Source organism: Rhodoferax sp. XS2R6 (assembly GCF_056521365.1).
Genome location: NZ_JBWMAY010000002.1, coordinates 621,834 through 640,564, shown reverse-complemented (window position 1 = coordinate 640,564; position 18,731 = coordinate 621,834). Strand labels below are relative to the sequence as shown.

Sequence of the window (18,731 nt, the reverse complement as noted above, 5' to 3'; positions counted from 1 at the left end):
TGGAACTGCGAACAACACCCCTCCCCCGTTTACGCAACCCGCCGCGCAGCTGACGATGGTTTTTTCCATCGGTCTTGTTTCTGCAAAGGATGTTCGCGTGCACGCTACTGCTACCCATACTTCTGACACTTTTTCCGGCCTCTGGATTCCACTGGTCACCCCGTTTCACCACGACGCCGTAGACCACACCGCCCTGCGCAAACTCGTGCAGCACCTGGTGCCGCAAGGCATTGCGGGCATCGTGGTCTGCGGCTCCACGGGCGAGGCCGCTGCCTTGAGTGCAGACGAGCAACTGGCCGTGCTGGACACCGTGGCACAGGCCGCCCCGGGTCTGCCGCTGGTGATGGGGCTGTCGGGCTACCACCTGGGCGACACGCTGGCATGGGTGCGCACCTTGAATGCCCAGAAGCTGGCCGGTCTGCTGTTACCGGCACCCCACTACATTCGCCCCTCGCAAGCCGGGCTGCTGCAGTGGTTCACGGCGATTGCCGACGCGAGCGCCCAGCCTGTGGTGATTTACGACATTCCGGCACGCACCGGGGTTCCGCTGGCGCTGGCCACGCTGCGCACGCTGGCCCAACACCCCAACATCACGGCCATCAAGGACTGTGGCGGCGACCCGGCCAAGACCCAGACCCTGATTGCCGATGGGCAGCTGCAGGTGCTGGCGGGAGACGATGCCAACATCTTCACCACGCTGGCACTGGGCGGCACGGGTGCCATTGCAGCCAGTGGCCATGTGCACACGGCGCGCTTGGTGGCGCTGATGCAGCAGGTAGTCCGGGGGGAAATAGCGGCAGCGCAGACGCTATGGCGGCCGCTGCAGCCGTTGATCGAGGCGCTGTTTGCAGAACCCAACCCGGGGCCGGTCAAAGCGCTGCTAGCCCAGCAGGGCCTGATGCAGGCCGAGCTGCGCGCGCCCATGACGGCAGCCTCCACCGCCCTCACCGCGCGGCTGGTGGCGCTGAGCACTAAGCTAGAGACTAGCCCCCGGTAACAGGCGGGAAAAAGGCGACTTCGCAACCAGGCGTGAGCGGCGCGAACTCGGGGCTCATAACCTGGTCTAGCGCCATGCGCACCGCGCGGCCTGGTGCCAGGGCGTCGGCCCCGGCACCGCCGCGCGCCACCAGCTCGGCGCGCAGCGCGGCCAGCGTGGAGGCTTGCGTGTCCAGCTGCTCGGCGCCAGTACCCATGGCCTCGCGCACCGAGGCAAAGTAACGCACAGTGACTTTCATGCCAGCAGCTCGCTGAACGGGATGTAGCGCACCGTGGCGCCGTACTGGATGGCCTCGCCCGGTGGCGTGTCGATCAGGCCATCGCCCCAGACGGCCGAGGTCAGCACGCCCGAACTCTGGTTGGTAAACAGCTCCAGACCGCCCTGGTCGTTGCGGCGCACGCGCAGGAATTCGCGGCGTTTTTCGGCTCTAGGCCAGTCAAAGTCTGCGCGAGCAGCTATGCTTTTCATAGCAACATCTTGCGCCCCCTGCAGCCGCAGCAGAAACGGCCGCACCAGCAGCGCAAAGGTCACAAAGCTGGACACCGGGTTACCTGGCAGGCCGATGAAGTGCGCCGCACCGATGCGACCGTGCGCAAACGGCTTGCCGGGTTTGATGGCAATTTGCCACAGGTCCAGCTGCCCCAGGGACTGCACAGCGGGCTTGATATGGTCTTCCTCGCCCACCGAGACGCCGCCGCTGGTGAGCACCAAGTCATGGCTGGCAGCAGCCTGCTGCAGGGCTTGCACCGTGGCGTCCAGCTGATCGGGCACGATGCCCAGGTCGGTCACCTCGCAGCCCAGGCGGCGCAGCATGGCACTCAGGAAAAAGCGGTTGGAGTTGTAAATGGCGCCCGGCGGCATCTGCTCGGGCGGCACGGTGCCAGGCAGCACCAGCTCGTCGCCCGTGGAGAACAGCGCCACACGCGGCTTGCGCACCACCTTCAGCTGGGCCATGCCCACGCTGGCGGCCAGGCCCAGCGCGGCGGGGCCCAGGCGGGTACCCGCGGCCAGCACCACGTCGCCGCGGGCCACGTCCTCACCCGAGCGGCGGATGTTCTGGCCGGGCAGCGGCGTGCTGTGGATCTGCACACGGGGTGTGGCCTCTGCATCGGGCGCGTCCACTACCGTGCACTCCTCTTGCATCACCACCGCATCTGCCCCGGGGGGCACCGGTGCGCCGGTGAAGATGCGAGCCACGGTGCCAGGCTGCAAGGGCGTGCCCACGCTGCCGGCCGCAATGCGCTGCGACACCGGCAAGGCGCCTTGAGCAGCCAGCACATCGTCCACACGCAGGGCGTAGCCGTCCATGGCGCTGTTGTCGCACGGTGGGACTTGCAGGCCCGACACAATGGCCTGCGCCAGCACGCGGCCATCGGCGTCACCGGTAGGCACGGGCTCAAACTGGGTCAGGGGCTGCACGCTGGCCAGCAGCTGGGCCAGCGCGTCGTCCAGTGGCAACAGAGGTTTGCGGGGGGCGGTGGACATGCGGTGATTTGCTATGGTTTATATAGCTGCTGGCGCATATTCCATGTGGGCCAGGCAGCTATTTCATTCCTATTTGGCTCAGTAGCCGCACTCGGCGGCAACCAGGGCCTGGATGGCCGCCACATCGGCGTCCATCACCTTCACACGCTTGGGCAAGGCCTCGATGCCTTCGAACTTGGCGGGCCGCTCGGGCTCGCGGCCCAGGGCTTCAACGATGGTGGCGGCGAACTTGATGGGCAGCGCGGTTTCCAGCACCACCATGGGCACACCCGCCTCGCGGCGTTCCAGCGCCACCTTCAGACCGTCCGCCGTGTGGGTGTCGATGACCATGCCGTGGCGCTCAAAGGTCTCGCGGATGGTGGCGAGGCGGTCCGCGTGCACGCTCTTGCCGCTGACAAAGCCGTAGCGGCTGGCCGCCTGGGCAAACAGCGGGTCGGCGCTCAGGTCGAACTGGCCGGTCTTGGACAGGCCTTCGCCAAACAGCGCCTTGACGCGCGCACCATCGCGGCCCAGCAGGTCGAACACAAAACGCTCGAAGTTGCTGGCCTTGGAAATGTCCATGGACGGGCTGGAGGTCTCGTGCGTGTCGGCCGTGCCGCGCACGCGGTAGACGCCGGTGCGGAAGAACTCGTCCAGCACATCGTTCTCGTTGGTGGCAACCACCAGCTTGTCAACGGGCAGGCCCATCTGGCGCGCCACATGGCCGGCGCAGACGTTGCCGAAGTTGCCGGATGGCACTGCGAAGCTGACCTTCTGCGAATTCGTCTCTGTGGCCTGGATGTAACCCGCAAAGTAGTACACCACCTGGGCCAACAAGCGTGCCCAGTTGATCGAGTTGACGGTGCCGATCTTGTACTTGCGCTTGAAGGCCAGGTCGTTGGACACGGCCTTGACGATGTCCTGGCAATCATCGAACACGCCGTTGATGGCGATGTTGTGGATGTTGGCGTCCTGCAGGCTGAACATCTGCGCCTGCTGGAAGGGGCTCATGCGGCCGTGCGGGCTGGTCATGAAGACGCGCACGCCCTTCTTGCCGCGCATGGCGTACTCGGCCGCGCTGCCGGTGTCGCCACTGGTAGCGCCCAGGATGTTGAGTTCTTCACCGCGGCGGGCCAGCTCGTACTCGAACAGGTTGCCCAGCAGCTGCATGGCCATGTCCTTGAAGGCCAGCGTGGGGCCGTTGGACAGGGCTTCGATCCAGACGCCGTCTTCAAGGTGGCGCAGTGGCACGATCTCGCCGGTGCCAAACACTTCGGCGGTGTAGGTCTTGGCACACAGGGCACGCAGGTCATCGGCCGGAATGTCGTCGATGTAGAGCGAGAGGATCTCGAACGCCAGGGCGGCGTAACCTTGCTCGTGGTAGACCTTGCGCCACTGTTGCAGCGTGGCGTCGCTCACCTGCGGGTAGGCCTCGGGCAGGTAGAGGCCGCCATCGGGCGCCAGGCCTTCGAGCAGGATTTCGCAAAAGCGTTTGCGGTCAGGGTTGCCGCGCGTAGAGAGGTAACGCATCAGTTCAGCTCCTCTTTGCGGATACGGGTGATAGGTGCCAGCACCGTGGGCAGGGCCTGCATCTGGGCGATGGCCGCATCCATCTTGGCCTCGGCACAGTCGTGCGTGAGGATGATGACGTCGGTCTGCGTGCCGGCCTCGCCGCTGATCTCGTCGGCTTCACGCTGCAGCACCGCGTCGATGCTGATGTTGGCCTCGGCCAGGATACCGGTGACCTTGGCCAGCACGCCGGCCTCGTCGGCCACGCGCAGGCGCAGGTAGTAGCTGGTCACCACCTCACCCATGGGCAGGATGGGCGTGTTGCTCATGGCACCGGGCTGGAAGGCCAGGTGCGGCACGCGCTGGGCCGCGTCGGCAGTGTGCAGGCGGGTGATGTCCACCAGGTCGGCAATCACGGCGCTGCCGGTGGGCTCGGAACCCGCGCCCTTGCCGTAGTACAGCGTGGTGCCCACGGCATCACCGTTGACGACCACGGCGTTCATGGCGCCTTCCACATTCGCAATCAGGCGCTTGGCCGGTATCAGCGTGGGGTGCACGCGCAGCTCGATGCCATTGGCCATGCGCTTGGTGATGCCCAGCAGCTTGATGCGGTAGCCCAGCTGTTCGGCGTACTTGATGTCGGCTGAGCCCAGCTTGGTAATGCCTTCCACATAGGCCTTGTCGAACTGCACGGGAATGCCGAAGGCGATGGCCGACATGAGGGTTAACTTGTGCGCGGCGTCCACGCCTTCGATGTCGAAGGTGGGGTCGGCTTCGGCGTAGCCCAGGCGTTGCGCTTCTTTCAGCACCACGTCAAAGTCTAGGCCCTTGTCGCGCATCTCGGACAGGATGAAGTTGGTGGTGCCGTTGATGATGCCGGCGATCCACTGCACGCGGTTGGCGGTCAGGCCTTCGCGCAGCGCCTTGATGATGGGAATGCCACCGGCCACGGCCGCTTCAAACGCCACCATCACGCCCTTGGCAGACGCGGCCGCAAAAATCTCGGTGCCGTGCACAGCCAGCAGCGCCTTGTTGGCGGTGACCACATGTTTGCCCGCGGCAATGGCTTCCAGCACCAGCTCCTTGGCCAGCGTGTAGCCACCGATCAGTTCCACCACGATGTCGATGTCGGGGTTGCGGATGATCTCGCGTGCATCGGCCACTACCTTAGCCCTGTCGCCCACGATTTCTTTGGCCAGCGCGGTGTTGCGGCGCGACACCATGGTCACCTCAATGCCGCGGCCAGCGCGGCCCTTGATTTCTTCCTGGTTGCGCTGCAGGACGTTGAACACACCGCTGCCCACGGTGCCCAGGCCCATGATGCCTACTTGTATCGGTTTCATAAATTCTTCAGGTAAAAAGTACGTCTGGCCCGCATGAATACTGCGCGAGCCGCTATCAAAATCGGAGTGAATCAGGTACCAAAGCGCTTGCGGTAGCTTTCCAGAAACTTGGCGATACGGCCAATGGCCTCACGCAAGTCGTCCTCATGTGGCAAAAACACAATGCGGAAATGGTCTGGCTGCTGCCAGTTGAACCCCGTGCCCTGCACCAGCATCACGCGGGTCTCACGCAGCAGCTCCAGGAAGAACTGGCGGTCATCGGTTATCGGGTACACCGCCGGGTCCAGCTTGGGAAACATGTAGAGCGCGGCCTGCGGCTTCACGCAGCTCACGCCGGGGATGGCGGTGATCAGCTCGTAGGCCAGGTCGCGCTGGCGGCGCAGGCGTCCGCCCTCACACACCAAATCGTTGATGCTCTGGTAACCGCCCAGCGCGGTCTGGATCGCCCACTGGCCGGGCACGTTGGAGCACAGTTTCATGTTCGAGAGCATGTTCAAGCCCTCGATGTAGTCCGTGGCATTCTTTTTGTCACCCGACACCACCAGCCAGCCGGCGCGGTAACCGCAGGAGCGGTAGCTCTTGGACAGCGAGTTGAAGGTCAGCGTCAATATGTCAGTGGACATGCTGGCAATGGCCGTGTGGTGGATGCCGTCGTACAGCACCTTGTCGTACACCTCGTCGGCCAGGATCACCAGACCGTGTTCACGCGCGACTTCGATGATGCCTTGCAGCAGTTCGTTGGAATACAACACGCCCGTGGGGTTGTTGGGGTTGATCACCACAATGCCCTTGGTGCGCGGCGTAATCTTGGCGCGGATGTCGTCTAGGTTGGGCATCCAGCCATTGGACTCATCACACAGGTAGTGCACTGGCGTGCCACCGGACAGGCTGGTAGCAGCCGTCCACAACGGGTAATCGGGCATGGGCAACAGCAACTCATCGCCGTCGTCCAGCAGCGCGTTGGTGGCCATGGTGATGAGTTCACTGGCGCCATTGCCCAGGTAGATGTCATCGAGTGTGACGCCGGCAATGCCCTGCTTCTGGGTTTCGTGCATCACCGCCTTGCGCGCGGCGAAGATGCCCTTGCTGTCCGAATAACCCGCCGAATTGGGCAGATTGCGGATCATGTCCTGCTGAATTTCCTCGGGCGCGTCAAAACCAAACACCGCCAAATTGCCCAGATTGAGCTTGATGATTTTTTGGCCTTCGTCCTCCATCTGACGCGCCGCGTCCATGATGGGACCGCGGATGTCATAAAGCACATTGGCCAGCTTGGCAGATTTCTGAATGGTTTTCAAAGTCCCTCCGGGAGGTGTCAGCACAGGGTGAAACCTATAATTTGACCACAGAACGACGACGCCAAGCCTGCGTCACCACCGCTACATCCAGCACTCCCTCTACACACGCCGCCGCCCACCATGAAATTTATCCCCGATGCTGCCCAAGGCCCGTCCATCACCGGTTACGGGCCGGGCTGGATCGGCGTGAATGGCGAGCAACACCACGCCAGCATTCTGGTCAGCAGCCAGGGCCTGTGCCGCCCCTGGGGGGGCGCCAGCTTTGCCGACTTGCAGAGTGCACACTTTGACGAGTTGGCGGCGCTGGAACCCGAATTGGTGTTGTTTGGCAGTGGCCTACGCATCCAGTTTCCGCCGCCACAGTGGCTTGCCGCCCTGTATGCCCGGCGCATTGGTGTGGAAACCATGGACACCCAGGCGGCCTGCCGCACCTACAACTTTCTGGCCGGCGAAGGCCGCAAGGTGGTCGCCGCTTTGCTGGTCTAGGGAATCCACTAGGAATTCGTGGCGGGGTGGTAGTCATTTCAGAGTAAAATTGCGGGTTGCGGTCTGGGGCGACAAATTGCTGTCACGTTTGACGCCCCGCACTACGACTGACACATCAAGCACGCGAGACTGAAATACCCTATGGCGATCGTTGTCAACAAACCCCTCCCCGAATTTGAAGCCAACGCTACCGGCGGCATCAGGGTGACCAACACCACCCATGTCGGCAAAACCATGGTTTTGTACTTCTACCCCAAGGACAACACCCCCGGCTGCACCACGGAAGCCATGCAATTCCGCGACAAGTACAAAGATTTCGTCAAGGCAGGCGCCGAAGTGTTCGGTGTTTCCCGCGACAACATGAAGTCTCACGACGAGTTCAAGACCAAGCTGGAACTCCCGTTTGAGCTGATTGCCGACACCGAAGAAAAAATGTGCCACATGTTTGGTGTGGTCAAAAACAAGATCATGTACGGCAAGAAGGTCAAGGGCATCGAGCGCAGCACCTTCCTGGTAGGCGCCGATGGCATGCTGAAAGAAGAGTGGCGTGGCCTCAAGGTCCCCGGCCATGTGGACGACGTGCTCAAGGCTGTCAAAGCGCTCAAAAAAGCCGGCTGACCCTTCACTGTTGTTTTGGTGCACCACCAAAACAACAGGGCCATGGCGCTCATGCATAATGGTTTCATGCCGTTGAACGTCGCAACCGCGCTCTCACAAAAAGCCGCCTTGGCTCAAGGCGGCTTTTTCGTTTTTCCGGCTAGTGTTTTCTATTTTTCATCCTCTGCGAGCCCACTCCATGCCATTGCCCACTGCCCCGTCCAAGCGCGCCGATCGCCTGACCGCCAAAGAGTTTGACGCACCCGCACGAGCCTCCCAGCGCCCTCTGCGCAAAACACCGCACACCCAAGCCCTGGCCCCTGCTGTCCCCGTCGTCCCTGCTGTTCGCAGCAAACAGGCCGCACCCGAGGCCGCAAAAAAACCGCAAACTGCCGCCCTGACCCACACCCCGGTCAACGTGCCCGCACCTGTGGCCACCACGCTGGCGCCCAAAGCAGCGGTATCTCCGGTTCGCCGCGCCAAACGCACCGCAGGCACCGGCCCTACCAAGCTGTTTGTGCTGGACACCAATGTGCTGATGCACGATCCGATGTGCCTGTTCCGCTTTGAAGAACACGACATCTACCTGCCCATGATCGTGCTGGAAGAGCTGGACGGCCATAAAAAGGGCATGACCGAAGTGGCGCGCAATGCCCGCCAGACCAGCCGCACGCTGGATGCCCTGGCCGGCACACCCGGTGCCGACATCACCGCCGGCTTCCAGCTCGACAGCACCGGCCACAAGGATGCCCGCGGCAAGCTGATGTTCCAGACCCAGCCGCTGAACTACACCCTGCCCACCAGCCTGCCCCAGGGCAAGGCGGACAACCAGATTCTGGGTGTCGTCGAGGCCCTGCGCCAGCACTATGCACCGCGCGAAGTGGTGCTGGTGTCCAAAGACATCAACATGCGCGTGAAGGCGCGCGCGCTGGGCCTGGCCACCGACGACTACCAGAACGACAAAACACTGGAAGACGGCGACCTGCTGTACTCCGGTGCGCTCGCCCTGCCCTCCGACTTCTGGGCCACACACGGCCAGGCGGTGGAAAGCTGGCAACAGGGCCCGCACACCTTCTACAAGGTGGACGGCCCTGCCGTGCCCAGCATGATGATCAACCAGTTTGTCTACTTCGAGTCGCCCGGCGAACCCAGCCTGTATGCACGTGTGACCGAAATCCGCGGCACCACGGCCGTACTCAAGACACTGAAAGACTTCAACCACCTGAAGAATGCAGTGTGGGGTGTGACGACCCGCAACCGCGAACAGAACTTCGCCATGAACCTGCTGACCGACCCCGAAGTCGACTTTGTCACGCTGACCGGCACCGCCGGCACCGGCAAGACGCTGATGGCCCTGGCCGCCGGCCTGACCCAGGTGCTGGACGACCGCCGCTACACCGAAATCATCGTCACCCGCGCCACCGTAAGCGTGGGCGAAGACATCGGTTTTCTGCCCGGTACCGAAGAAGAAAAGATGGGCCCCTGGATGGGCGCGCTGGACGACAACCTGGAAGTGCTGGGCAAGACCGACACCAGCGCAGGGGAATGGGGCCGCGCGGCCACCAACGAGCTGATCCGCAGCCGCATCAAGATCAAGAGCATGAACTTCATGCGCGGGCGCACCTTCCTCAACAAATACGTGATCATCGACGAGGCGCAGAACCTGACGCCCAAACAGATGAAGACGCTGATCACCCGTGCCGGCCCCGGCACCAAGATCATCTGCATGGGTAACCTGGCGCAGATCGACACGCCCTACCTGACGGAAGGCTCTTCGGGCCTGACCTTTGCGGTAGACAAGTTCAAGGGCTGGCCACACGGTGGCCACATCACACTGGCACGCGGTGAACGCTCGCGTCTGGCGGACTTTGCGAGTGAAGTACTGTGAGTTTGAGGGGCAGACCACTCGCAAAGCGACGTGCTCTGACCTCAACTGACTGAAGTGACGCAAACTACTTGCTATTGATTCAATAGCTGCTCGCGCAACAATGACAAGGGCTAGAGGCCAATTTGGCATCCAGCCCTTTTCTTATGGCCGCAAAACGTGTTCAGTAGTCGTCGCCACCGCCTCCATGAGCCAGATTTTCAAACTTGGTGAAGCGGTTCATGAAGGCCAGTTTGACCGTGCCCGTGGGGCCGTTACGCTGCTTGGCAATGATGACCTCGGCCACACCGGGCTCCTTGCACTGGTCCTTGGTGTAGTACTCGTCGCGGTAGATGAACATGATGATGTCCGCATCCTGCTCAATAGCGCCGGATTCACGCAAGTCACTCATCATGGGGCGCTTGTCGGGGCGCTGCTCCACGCTTCGGTTGAGCTGCGAGAGCGCAATCACCGGGCACTTCAGTTCCCGCGCCAGCATCTTCAGGCCCCGAGAGATTTCGCCCAGCTCGGTGGCGCGGTTTTCACCGTCGCTGCTACTGCCGCTCATAAGCTGCAAATAGTCCACGACGATCAGGCCCAACTGGCCGCACTGGCGTGCCAGGCGGCGCGCGTTGGCCCGCACCTCGCTGGAATTCAGGCCTGCACTTTCGTCGATGTGCAGCGAGATGGTGCGCAGCTTCTCAATCGCCTCGGACAGGCGCGGCCACTCGTCGTCGGTGAGTTTGCCGGTGCGCAAGTGGCCCTGGTCGATACGGCCGATGGAGCCCACAATACGCACCGCCAACTGGGCGGCGCCCATTTCCATCGAAAAAATGGCAACCGGCAGGCCTTCGTTGAGGGCCACATGTTCTGCGATGTTGATCGCCAGCGCTGTCTTGCCCATGGAAGGACGGGCAGCCAGCACAATCAAGTCCCCCGCCTGCAGGCCGGCGGTCATGCGGTCAAAGTCGATAAAACCGGTGGGCACCCCGGTCACATCGTTGGGGTTGTCCGCCATCTCCTGCACACGGTCCAGCAGGTTGACCACCAGCGTGTCCATGCCCTGGAAGCCCTGTTTGTTGCGTTTGCCGGCTTCACCGATGTTGAAGATCTTCTGCTCAGACTCGTCTACGATCTCGGACACCGGCCGCCCCTTGGGGTTGAAGGCGTTGGTGGCAATCTCGTCGCTGGCGCTGACCAGCTTGCGCAGGATGGAGCGGTCCCGCACGATCTCAGCATAACGGCGGATATTGCTGGCGCTGGGCACGTACTGGGCCAGCGAGTTCAGGTAGGTCAACCCGCCAATCTCTTCGGCCTTGCCCTGGCTCTGCAGGTGCTCAAACACCGTGATCACATCGGCCGGTTTGTTGCCGTTGATCAGCGTACCAATCGAAGCGTAAATCAGGCGGTGTTCGTAGCGGTAAAAGTCGGTGTCCACCACCACGTCGCCCACGCGGTCCCAGGCTTCGTTGTCGAGCAACAACCCCCCCAGCACACTGGACTCCCCCTCGATGGAATGGGGCGGTACGCGCAGTTGGGCAATTTGGCGGTCGGGCTCGAAGGCATCGCTGGCAGACAAAACGGCAGACATGGTCAATTTCCTTGGAACCTTGCATCCTAAGCGGCCCGTTGGGGCACGTCGAGAGCAAAAGCTGGGGGCAAGTTGTGGGCAAACTGTGCAAAGGCTGGGATAAGTCCAGCCCAAAAACACAAAAGCCGCAAGGGACCAGCCCCGGCGGCTTTTGGTGAGAACTGTCCCGTTGCCGGGCCAGTCTTCAGGGTGCTGTTAAGCGGTTTCGCCGTACACAGACACAGTGATGTCCACCACCACGTCGGTGTGCAGAGCCACGCTCACGGTGCTGTCGCTAACGATCTTGATAGGACCGTTGGGCATACGCACTTGGGACTTGGCAACCTTGTAGCCGGCTTTCACGAGTTCTTCGGCGATGTCGTAGTTGGTCACGGAACCAAACAAACGGCCATCCACGCCAGCCTTTTGGGTCAGCTTGATGGTGGTACCACCGAGCTTTTCGCCCAAAGCTTGGCACTCGGCCAGCTTGGCGGCGGCAGCCTTTTCCAGTTCAGCGCGCTTGGCTTCGAACTCTGCCTTGGCAGATTCGGTAGCACGGCGTGCACGGCCGGATGGGATCAGGAAGTTGCGTGCGTAGCCATCTTTGACCTTGACGATTTCGCCCAGGTTGCCGAGGTTCACGACCTTGTCGAGCAGAATAATTTGCATGGTCGGAGCTCCTTAGATCTTGTGCTGGTCGCTGTAAGGCAACATCGCCAGGAAGCGAGCGCGCTTGATAGCGGTGTTCAGTTGGCGCTGGAAAATAGCGCGGGTGCCGGTCAGGCGTGCGGGAATGATCTTGCCGTTTTCAGCAATGAAGTCACGCAGCGTGTCGATGTCTTTGTAGTCAATCTCTTCCACACCGGTCACGGTGAAGCGGCAAAAGCGCTTGCGCTTGAACAGCAGGGATTGCGTGTTGCGCTTGGGGCGCTTGTCTTTGTTGAAACGTTTTGGTCCGGGCATGATGGACTCCTAAAAATTAGTCTTGCAAAAAATCTTGAATGTGAAACACGAGTGATTTGCCTTGGCGTGCATTGGCAAGAAAACCGTTGAACTTCCAGACACTGCCGATGGCCTGCTTTGCAAGCCGCTCTGCCAATGTGCCGAAAGCCACCGCTTTCACCACCACCTTCACGGTTCGCTGGCCTTCTGCTTCCGATACGCGGGACTCGTGTTCGAGTCGCAGGTTCAGAGCGGGTAGGCCGGCTGGCGTGTAACGCATGGATTCAACCTCTGCGATACAGGCGCTTAAAACCAATGAGTTGGCTTGCACTCCTTTTCAGGCAAATACGTGTTTACGCCTGGTACTCGGCCTGTTGGGCCTTGCGTGCGTCTTCACGTTCCACGGTCTTCATCATGGAAGAAGGACCGGTGTCGGCTTTTTTCTTCAACACGGTGAGGTGGCGCAACACGGCGTCGTTGAACTTGAACGCGTGTTCCAGTTCAGACATCACAGCCTGGTCGGCTTCGATGTTGACGCACAGGTAGTGGGCCTTGGCCAGCTTGTTGATCATGTACACCATCTGACGACGGCCCCAATCTTCAACACGGTGCACCTTGCCACCGCCAGCGGTGATCATGCCCTTGTAACGTTCCAGCATGGCAGGAACTTGTTCGCTCTGATCCGGGTGGATCATGAGGATGATTTCGTAATGACGCATTGATACTCCTTGAGGATTTCCCAGCATCTGGGATTAAGTAAGCTGCCCCCGGCGTCTAAACAGGGTGCAGCAAGGCGAAGCCCATGATTATAGCTCAGCCCAGATGGGGTGCCAAATCCCGCTCAGGAACCGGGTCGGGGCGACCCAACCAGCTGCACAGCACACCCGAGACAAAACCCGCAGGCACGCCGAACACGCCGGCCGAAATGGGCTGGATGCCCCACCACAGCCCATCACCCTGCAGACCCAGCGCCTGGCGCACCACCGGCAGGTTGATCGCCATGTAATACACGGTGACGCCCAAACCGGTCAACATGCCGCCGACGGCCCCCGCGCGGGTCATGCCCGGCCAGAAGATGCCCAGCACCATGGCCGGCACAAAAGCCGCACCAGCCAAGGAGAAGGATGCAGACACGAGGTACAAAATGCCCGCAGGCCGCTGCGCCGCGGCATAGGCCGCCAACAAGGCCACCACCAGCAGGGCAAACTTGGACCACATCACCCGACGCATGGCCTGGGCCTTGTTGCTATTGCCCTCAAAGTACACATCGTGGGCCAGCGCATTGCCAATGGTAAGCAACAAGCCGTCGGCCGTGGACAAGGCTGCGGCCAAGCCCCCCGCCGCCACCAGCACCGACACCACATACGGCAAGCCGCCAATCTCCGGCGTCGCCAGCATCACTAGGTCCGGGCCGATTTTGAGCTCGGCAAACTGCAATATCCGGTCCCCATTCACGTCCACCGCCATCAGCAAGGACGGGTCACGTGCCCACTGGGCGATCCAATGCGGCAGCGCATCCATGGGCTGCCCGACCAAATGCGCCATCACCTCGTACTTGACCAGCACCGCCAGCGCCGGGGCCGACAGATACAACAAGGCAATGAACACCAGGGACCAGGCCACCGATCTCCGCGCCTCGGCCACCGAGGGCGTGGTGTAGTAACGCGTCAGCAAATGTGGCAAACCCGCCGTGCCCACCATCAGGCAAAACATCAAGGCCAAAAAATTGGCCCGGGAGTTGTCAAAGTCTTTCTGCTCCTGCGGCGTGCCGTCTGGCTTGCCGGCATAGGGGCGCGTATGGGCGGGCATGCCGCCCAGGGGTTGGGCACGCTCCTGGTTGTCAGCCAGGGCCTTGGCCCAGCGATCGCGCGCCGCATCCACATCTTTGGGCAGGGCAGCCAGCTCACGGCGCAAAAGCTGGGCGTGGGCATCGTCGGCTTTCTGCTCCCCCAGCGCACGCAATTGGCGGCGCAGCTCCTGGCGCTCCTGCTGCAAGGCCTCTTCCACGTTTTGCAGCTTGCGCTCCAGCTCCTGGGCACGCCGGGCATAAATGCTGATGACCTCTTGCTCAGCGGGCGACTCTTTGAACTGGCGCTCCAGCTCGGCAATCTTGCCCAGCTGCTGGCCATAGGCCAAGGGCGCCAGCGGGTTGCCAGTCTGCTTGTAAGACAGCCAGGACACGGGTATCAGGAACGCCAGAATGATGATCACGTATTGGGTGACCTGCGTCCAGGTCACGGCCCGCATACCGCCCAAAAACGAACACACCAGTACACCACCCAGCCCCAGCAAAATGCCAATCTCGAAATGCACGCCGGTCAAACGCGAGGTGATCAGGCCCACCCCGTAGATCTGCGCCACCACATAGGTGAAAGAACACAACACCGCCGCCAGGGCGGCCAGCATGCGCGGCCAGCGCCCACCGAAACGCACCGCAAAGTAGTCAGGCACGGTGTACAGCCGCATGCGGCGCAGGTAGGGCGCCACCAGCAGGGCTACCAGGCAAAAACCGCCCGTCCAGCCCAGCACATAGGCCAAACCACCGGGCTGCCCGCCTGCGCCTGAAAAGCCCTGCAAATACAAGCCCCCGGCCATGCTGATGAAGGAGGCCGCACTCATCCAGTCGGCCGCCGTGGCCATGCCGTTGTACATGGCGGGTACACGTCGCCCTGCCACGTAGTATTCGTTGGCATCGGCTGTGCGCCCCACCACGCCAATGACGGCATAAAGCACCAGGGTGGTGGACAAGAAAATGCCTGCCACCCAGGGTTTGGACAGGCCCATGCCCTCGGCCACCGCCAAGGCCGCAATGAACAACAGCACCGACACCACATACAGGCCAAACCGACGGTGCAGACGCCGCTCGTAGCTGCGGTACACCACGGGGTCGAAGCCCAGGGTTTCGGTGTTGCACCGGTTCACCCGCCAGGCAAACACCACCACGATGGCAATGAAGGCCAGCACCGCGCCCTGGGCCGCGAACCAGAAGCCCACGGGCCAGGACAGGACTTCTTGCTGCAGGTCGTAAGCGAAAAACACCACGCCAAACGACACGGCAAACCACAGCGCCAGCAGCCCTGCATGCAGGTGCCACCGACGTGGGCTTGCCCCCCCCGTCATTTGCTGGCGAGCTGCTGCCAGGTGGCAACCACCGAGTCAGGGTTCAAGGAGATGGAGGAAATGCCCTGCTCCTCCAGCCACTGCGCAAAGTCGGGGTGGTCGCTGGGGCCCTGGCCGCAGATGCCGATGTACTTGCCCTGGCGCTTGCAAGCGTCAATGGCCAAGCTGATCAGCGCCTTGACCGCCGGGTCGCGTTCATCAAAGTCGGCCGCCAGCAGCTCCAGGCCCGAGTCACGGTCCAGCCCCAGGGTGAGCTGGGTCAGGTCGTTGGAACCGATAGAGAAACCGTCGAAGTATTCGAGGAACTGGTCTGCCAGGATGGCATTGCTAGGGATCTCGCACATCATTACCAGCTTCAGCTCGTTCTCGCCACGGCGCAGGCCGTGGCGGCCGAGCAGCTCGGTCACTTTTTTGGCCTGGCCCAAGGTGCGCACAAACGGCACCATGACCTGCACATTGGTCAGGCCCATGTCGTTGCGCACGCGGTTGAGCGCTTCGCATTCCATGGCAAAGGCTTCGCCAAACTCGGTGCTGGTGTAACGCACGGCACCGCGAAAACCCAACATCGGGTTCTCTTCCTCGGGCTCGTAGCGGCTGCCGCCGATGAGCTTGCGGTATTCATTGCTCTTGAAGTCCGACAGGCGCACGATCACCGGCTTGGGCCAGAAGGCCGCGGCAATGGTGGCCACGCCCTCCGCCACACGGTCCACGTAGAAGGCGCGTGGCGATGCATGGCCCCGGGCCACCGACTCGACCGCCTTTTTCAGGTCGCTGTCGATGTTGGGGTAGTCCAGGATGGCCTTGGGGTGCACACCAATGTTGTTGTTGATGATGAACTCCAGCCGGGCCAGGCCCACGCCCTGGTTGGGCAGCTGGCAAAAGTCAAACGCCAGCTGGGGGTTGCCCACGTTCATCATGATCTTGACGGGAATTTCGGGCATCTCGCCGCGCTGCACCTCGGACACTTCGGTTTCCAGCAGGCCGTCGTAGATGAAGCCGGTGTCACCCTCGGCGCAGCTCACGGTCACCAGCATGCCGTCTTTCAGCAGGTCGGTGGCGTTGCCACAACCCACCACGGCCGGAATGCCGAGTTCGCGCGCAATGATGGCGGCGTGGCAGGTACGGCCACCGCGGTTGGTCACGATGGCGCTGGCGCGTTTCATGACCGGTTCCCAGTTAGGGTCGGTCATGTCGGTGACCAGAATGTCGCCGGCCTGCACCTGGTCCATCTCGTTGATGTTGTGCACGATGCGCACCGGGCCGGTGCCAATCTTTTGGCCAATCGCACGCCCTTCCACCAGCACCGTGCCTTTACCCTTGAGTTTGTAGCGGTACTCGGCCTGGTTGCCGGCCTGGCTCTTGACCGTCTCGGGGCGGGCCTGCAGGATGTAGAGCTCGCCGTCGATGCCGTCTTTGCCCCACTCGATGTCCATGGGGCGGCCGTAATGCTCTTCAATCACCAGCGCGTAGCGGGCCAGTTGCTCCACGTCGGCGTCGGTCAGCGAATAGCGGTTGCGCAACTCGGTGGGCACGTCCGTGGTCTTGACCAGCTTGCCGCCGGCAGCTTTTTCTTCAGGTGAGGTGAACACCATCTGCAACAGCTTGGAGCCCAGGTTGCGGCGGATCAGCGCACGTTTGCCCGCCTTGAGCATGGGCTTGTGCACGTAGAACTCGTCGGGGTTCACGGCACCCTGCACCACGGTTTCACCCAGGCCGTAACTGCTGGTGATAAACACCACCTGGTCAAAACCGGATTCGGTGTCGATGGTGAACATCACACCCGCTGCGCCCAGGTCGGAACGCACCATACGTTGCACACCGGCAGAAAGTGCCACCACGTCATGGGCAAAACCCTTGTGCACGCGGTAGCTGATGGCGCGGTCGTTGTAGAGGCTGGCAAACACCTCTTTCATCTTGTGCAGCACATCCTCGATGCCCACCACGTTGAGGAAGGTTTCCTGCTGGCCGGCAAACGACGCATCAGGCAAGTCTTCGGCCGTGGCGGAGGAGCGCACGGCAAAGCTAGCTTGGACGTTGCCCGCGGACAATGTGACAAAGGCCTCGCGGATGGCTTTTTCCAGATCCGCCGGGAAGGGCTGGGCCTCGACCATGGCGCGGATTTCGGCACCCACCACTGCCAGCGCGCGCACGTCTTCAGTATCCAGATTCTTGAGTTTGGCGCTGATCTTGTCGGCCAGGCCGGCGTGGGCCAGAAACTGCCGAAAGGCATGGGCCGTGGTGGCGAAGCCCGTGGGCACTTTCACGCCCTGGGGAAGTTGCGAAATCATCTCCCCCAAGGAGGCGTTCTTGCCCCCCACGGATTCCACATCGGCCATGCGCAGCAGCTCGAAGGGGACGACCAGGTCGGTCGGGTTGAAAAGATTAGACATAGGAATGCTCCAGAAGTTAAAACCTTTACAGGGCCCCGCGGGGAGATGTCACCCGCCTGCCGCAAGCGCACGACCGTTCGTTTTCTGTTGTTGGTGTTCTGGATAACGAACCGGTTACCAAATGCGCTAAATTGCGGTGATTGTAGGTGGCGGACGCAGTAGGTCAGACTACGGAAAACCCGCCTGCGCTTGCAAATCACTGACATCCCGGACCCACCCACCATGCCCCAACGCACCGTATTTTTCATCTCCGACGGCACCGGCATCACCGCCGAAACCTTTGGCAACGCCATCCTGGCCCAGTTTGAGATGAAGGCACGCCACGTGCGCCTGCCCTTTGTGGACACGGCCGACAAGGCTTACCAAGCGGTGCGCCAGATCAACCACACGGGCGTGGTGGATGGCAACAAACCGATTGTGTTCACCACACTGGTGAACATGGAGGTGCTGAAGGTGATTCAGGAGGGCTGCCAGGGGATGCTGCTGGACATGTTTGGCATGTTTGTGCACCCGCTGGAAAACGAGCTGGGCATCAAATCCAACCACCGCATTGGCCGCTTCAGCGACGCCAGCAAGAGCAAGGAGTACCAGGACCGCATTGAGGCGATCAACTTCTCATTGGCGCACGACGACGGCCAGAGCAACCGCGACCTGGAGCAAAGCGACGTGATTCTGGTGGGTGTGAGCCGCAGCGGCAAAACCCCCACCTCGCTCTACCTGGCCATGCAATACGGCCTGAAGGCGTCCAACTACCCGCTGATCCCCGAAGACTTTGAACGCCGCCAGCTGCCGCCGGCGCTGGTGGCGCACAAGGCCAAGATTTTTGGCCTGACGATCCAACCCGAACGCCTGAGCGAAATCCGCAACGAACGGCGCCCCAACTCCAAATACGCCTCTATGGAGAACTGCCGCATGGAAGTGGCCGAGGCCGAGACCATGATGCGGCGGGCCGGCATCCGCTGGTTGTCCACCACCACCAAGTCCATCGAAGAGATTGCCACCACCATCCTGCAGGAGATCCACCCGGAGCGGCTGGTGTACTGATTGGCTGGCGCCCCCACGCTTCACCGCCAATTTACTATGGTTTTGATAGCTGTTTGCGCATATTCCACGGGGCCTAGAGGCCTATTTCTCTCATAAAATGCGACTGG

The 18,731-nt window shown here is 61.8% G+C and carries 17 protein-coding genes; 5 read left to right on the top strand and 12 right to left on the bottom strand.

Annotated features, from left to right (window positions below; translation table 11 throughout):
• Window positions 1-97 precede the first annotated feature (97 nt).
• Complete coding sequence (dapA, locus tag AC097A_RS09535) at window positions 98-997, top strand: 4-hydroxy-tetrahydrodipicolinate synthase (RefSeq protein WP_479620637.1); 900 nt, start codon at window positions 98-100, stop codon at window positions 995-997.
• Here the strand turns inward: dapA and moaD are convergent.
• The 5 genes from moaD to AC097A_RS09510 all read right to left on the bottom strand — a co-directional run bounded on the left by moaD (window position 984) and on the right by AC097A_RS09510 (window position 6,611).
• Window positions 984-1,235, bottom strand: a complete 252-nt coding sequence (gene moaD, locus AC097A_RS09530; protein WP_479620636.1) for a molybdopterin converting factor subunit 1 — start codon at window positions 1,233-1,235, stop codon at window positions 984-986. The two genes, dapA and moaD, sit on opposite strands and share 14 nt — an antisense overlap.
• Window positions 1,232-2,482 (bottom strand): molybdopterin molybdotransferase MoeA, encoded by a 1,251-nt coding sequence (locus tag AC097A_RS09525; protein ID WP_479620635.1) that lies wholly within the window; start codon window positions 2,480-2,482, stop codon window positions 1,232-1,234. Before AC097A_RS09525 ends, moaD begins: the two co-directional genes overlap by 4 nt.
• 78 nt (window positions 2,483-2,560) lie before the next feature.
• Window positions 2,561-3,991 (bottom strand): threonine synthase, encoded by a 1,431-nt coding sequence (gene thrC, locus AC097A_RS09520; RefSeq protein ID WP_479620634.1) that lies wholly within the window; start codon window positions 3,989-3,991, stop codon window positions 2,561-2,563.
• The gene (locus AC097A_RS09515; RefSeq protein WP_479620633.1) at window positions 3,991-5,313 is read right to left on the bottom strand and encodes a homoserine dehydrogenase; all 1,323 of its coding nucleotides are present in this window, start codon (window positions 5,311-5,313) and stop codon (window positions 3,991-3,993) included. Before AC097A_RS09515 ends, thrC begins: the two co-directional genes overlap by 1 nt.
• 71 nt (window positions 5,314-5,384) lie before the next feature.
• Complete coding sequence (locus AC097A_RS09510; RefSeq protein ID WP_479620632.1) at window positions 5,385-6,611, bottom strand: pyridoxal phosphate-dependent aminotransferase; 1,227 nt, start codon at window positions 6,609-6,611, stop codon at window positions 5,385-5,387.
• 120 nt (window positions 6,612-6,731) lie between these two features.
• Between AC097A_RS09510 and AC097A_RS09505 the strand changes: the two genes are divergently transcribed.
• The 3 genes from AC097A_RS09505 to AC097A_RS09495 all read left to right on the top strand — a co-directional run bounded on the left by AC097A_RS09505 (window position 6,732) and on the right by AC097A_RS09495 (window position 9,582).
• Window positions 6,732-7,097 (top strand): Mth938-like domain-containing protein, encoded by a 366-nt coding sequence (locus tag AC097A_RS09505; protein ID WP_479620631.1) that lies wholly within the window; start codon window positions 6,732-6,734, stop codon window positions 7,095-7,097.
• Window positions 7,098-7,238: 141 nt separating this feature from the next.
• Entirely contained in the window at window positions 7,239-7,715 is a 477-nt protein-coding gene (locus AC097A_RS09500) for a peroxiredoxin (RefSeq protein ID WP_105260696.1), read from the top strand.
• Between the two features lie 178 nt (window positions 7,716-7,893).
• A complete protein-coding gene (locus tag AC097A_RS09495; RefSeq protein ID WP_315493289.1) occupies window positions 7,894-9,582 on the top strand; it encodes a PhoH family protein in 1,689 nt (562 codons plus the stop codon).
• 160 nt (window positions 9,583-9,742) lie between these two features.
• Here AC097A_RS09495 and dnaB read toward each other — a convergent pair whose 3' ends face one another.
• From dnaB to ppsA, 7 genes are all read right to left on the bottom strand, one after another.
• Window positions 9,743-11,149 (bottom strand): replicative DNA helicase, encoded by a 1,407-nt coding sequence (gene dnaB / locus AC097A_RS09490; protein ID WP_105260694.1) that lies wholly within the window; start codon window positions 11,147-11,149, stop codon window positions 9,743-9,745.
• A 195-nt stretch (window positions 11,150-11,344) separates the two neighbouring features.
• The gene (gene rplI / locus AC097A_RS09485) at window positions 11,345-11,797 is read right to left on the bottom strand and encodes a 50S ribosomal protein L9 (RefSeq protein ID WP_105260693.1); all 453 of its coding nucleotides are present in this window, start codon (window positions 11,795-11,797) and stop codon (window positions 11,345-11,347) included.
• A gap of 12 nt (window positions 11,798-11,809) precedes the next feature.
• A complete protein-coding gene (rpsR, locus tag AC097A_RS09480) occupies window positions 11,810-12,091 on the bottom strand; it encodes a 30S ribosomal protein S18 (protein WP_029708819.1) in 282 nt (93 codons plus the stop codon).
• Between the two features lie 16 nt (window positions 12,092-12,107).
• Window positions 12,108-12,401, bottom strand: coding sequence for a primosomal replication protein N (gene priB / locus AC097A_RS09475; RefSeq protein ID WP_255413701.1), 294 nt, complete (start codon window positions 12,399-12,401; stop codon window positions 12,108-12,110).
• A gap of 22 nt (window positions 12,402-12,423) precedes the next feature.
• A complete protein-coding gene (rpsF, locus tag AC097A_RS09470; protein ID WP_105260691.1) occupies window positions 12,424-12,789 on the bottom strand; it encodes a 30S ribosomal protein S6 in 366 nt (121 codons plus the stop codon).
• A 94-nt stretch (window positions 12,790-12,883) separates the two neighbouring features.
• On the bottom strand, window positions 12,884-15,190 hold the full coding sequence (locus tag AC097A_RS09465; protein WP_479620630.1) for a VC_2705 family sodium/solute symporter: 2,307 nt from the start codon (window positions 15,188-15,190) through the stop codon (window positions 12,884-12,886).
• On the bottom strand, window positions 15,187-17,580 hold the full coding sequence (ppsA, locus tag AC097A_RS09460; RefSeq protein ID WP_479620629.1) for a phosphoenolpyruvate synthase: 2,394 nt from the start codon (window positions 17,578-17,580) through the stop codon (window positions 15,187-15,189). Before ppsA ends, AC097A_RS09465 begins: the two co-directional genes overlap by 4 nt.
• A gap of 222 nt (window positions 17,581-17,802) precedes the next feature.
• On the opposite strand from ppsA, the gene ppsR reads away from it, so the two are divergent.
• Window positions 17,803-18,624, top strand: coding sequence for a posphoenolpyruvate synthetase regulatory kinase/phosphorylase PpsR (ppsR, locus tag AC097A_RS09455; protein WP_105260688.1), 822 nt, complete (start codon window positions 17,803-17,805; stop codon window positions 18,622-18,624).
• The last annotated feature ends 107 nt before the right edge of the window (window positions 18,625-18,731 follow it).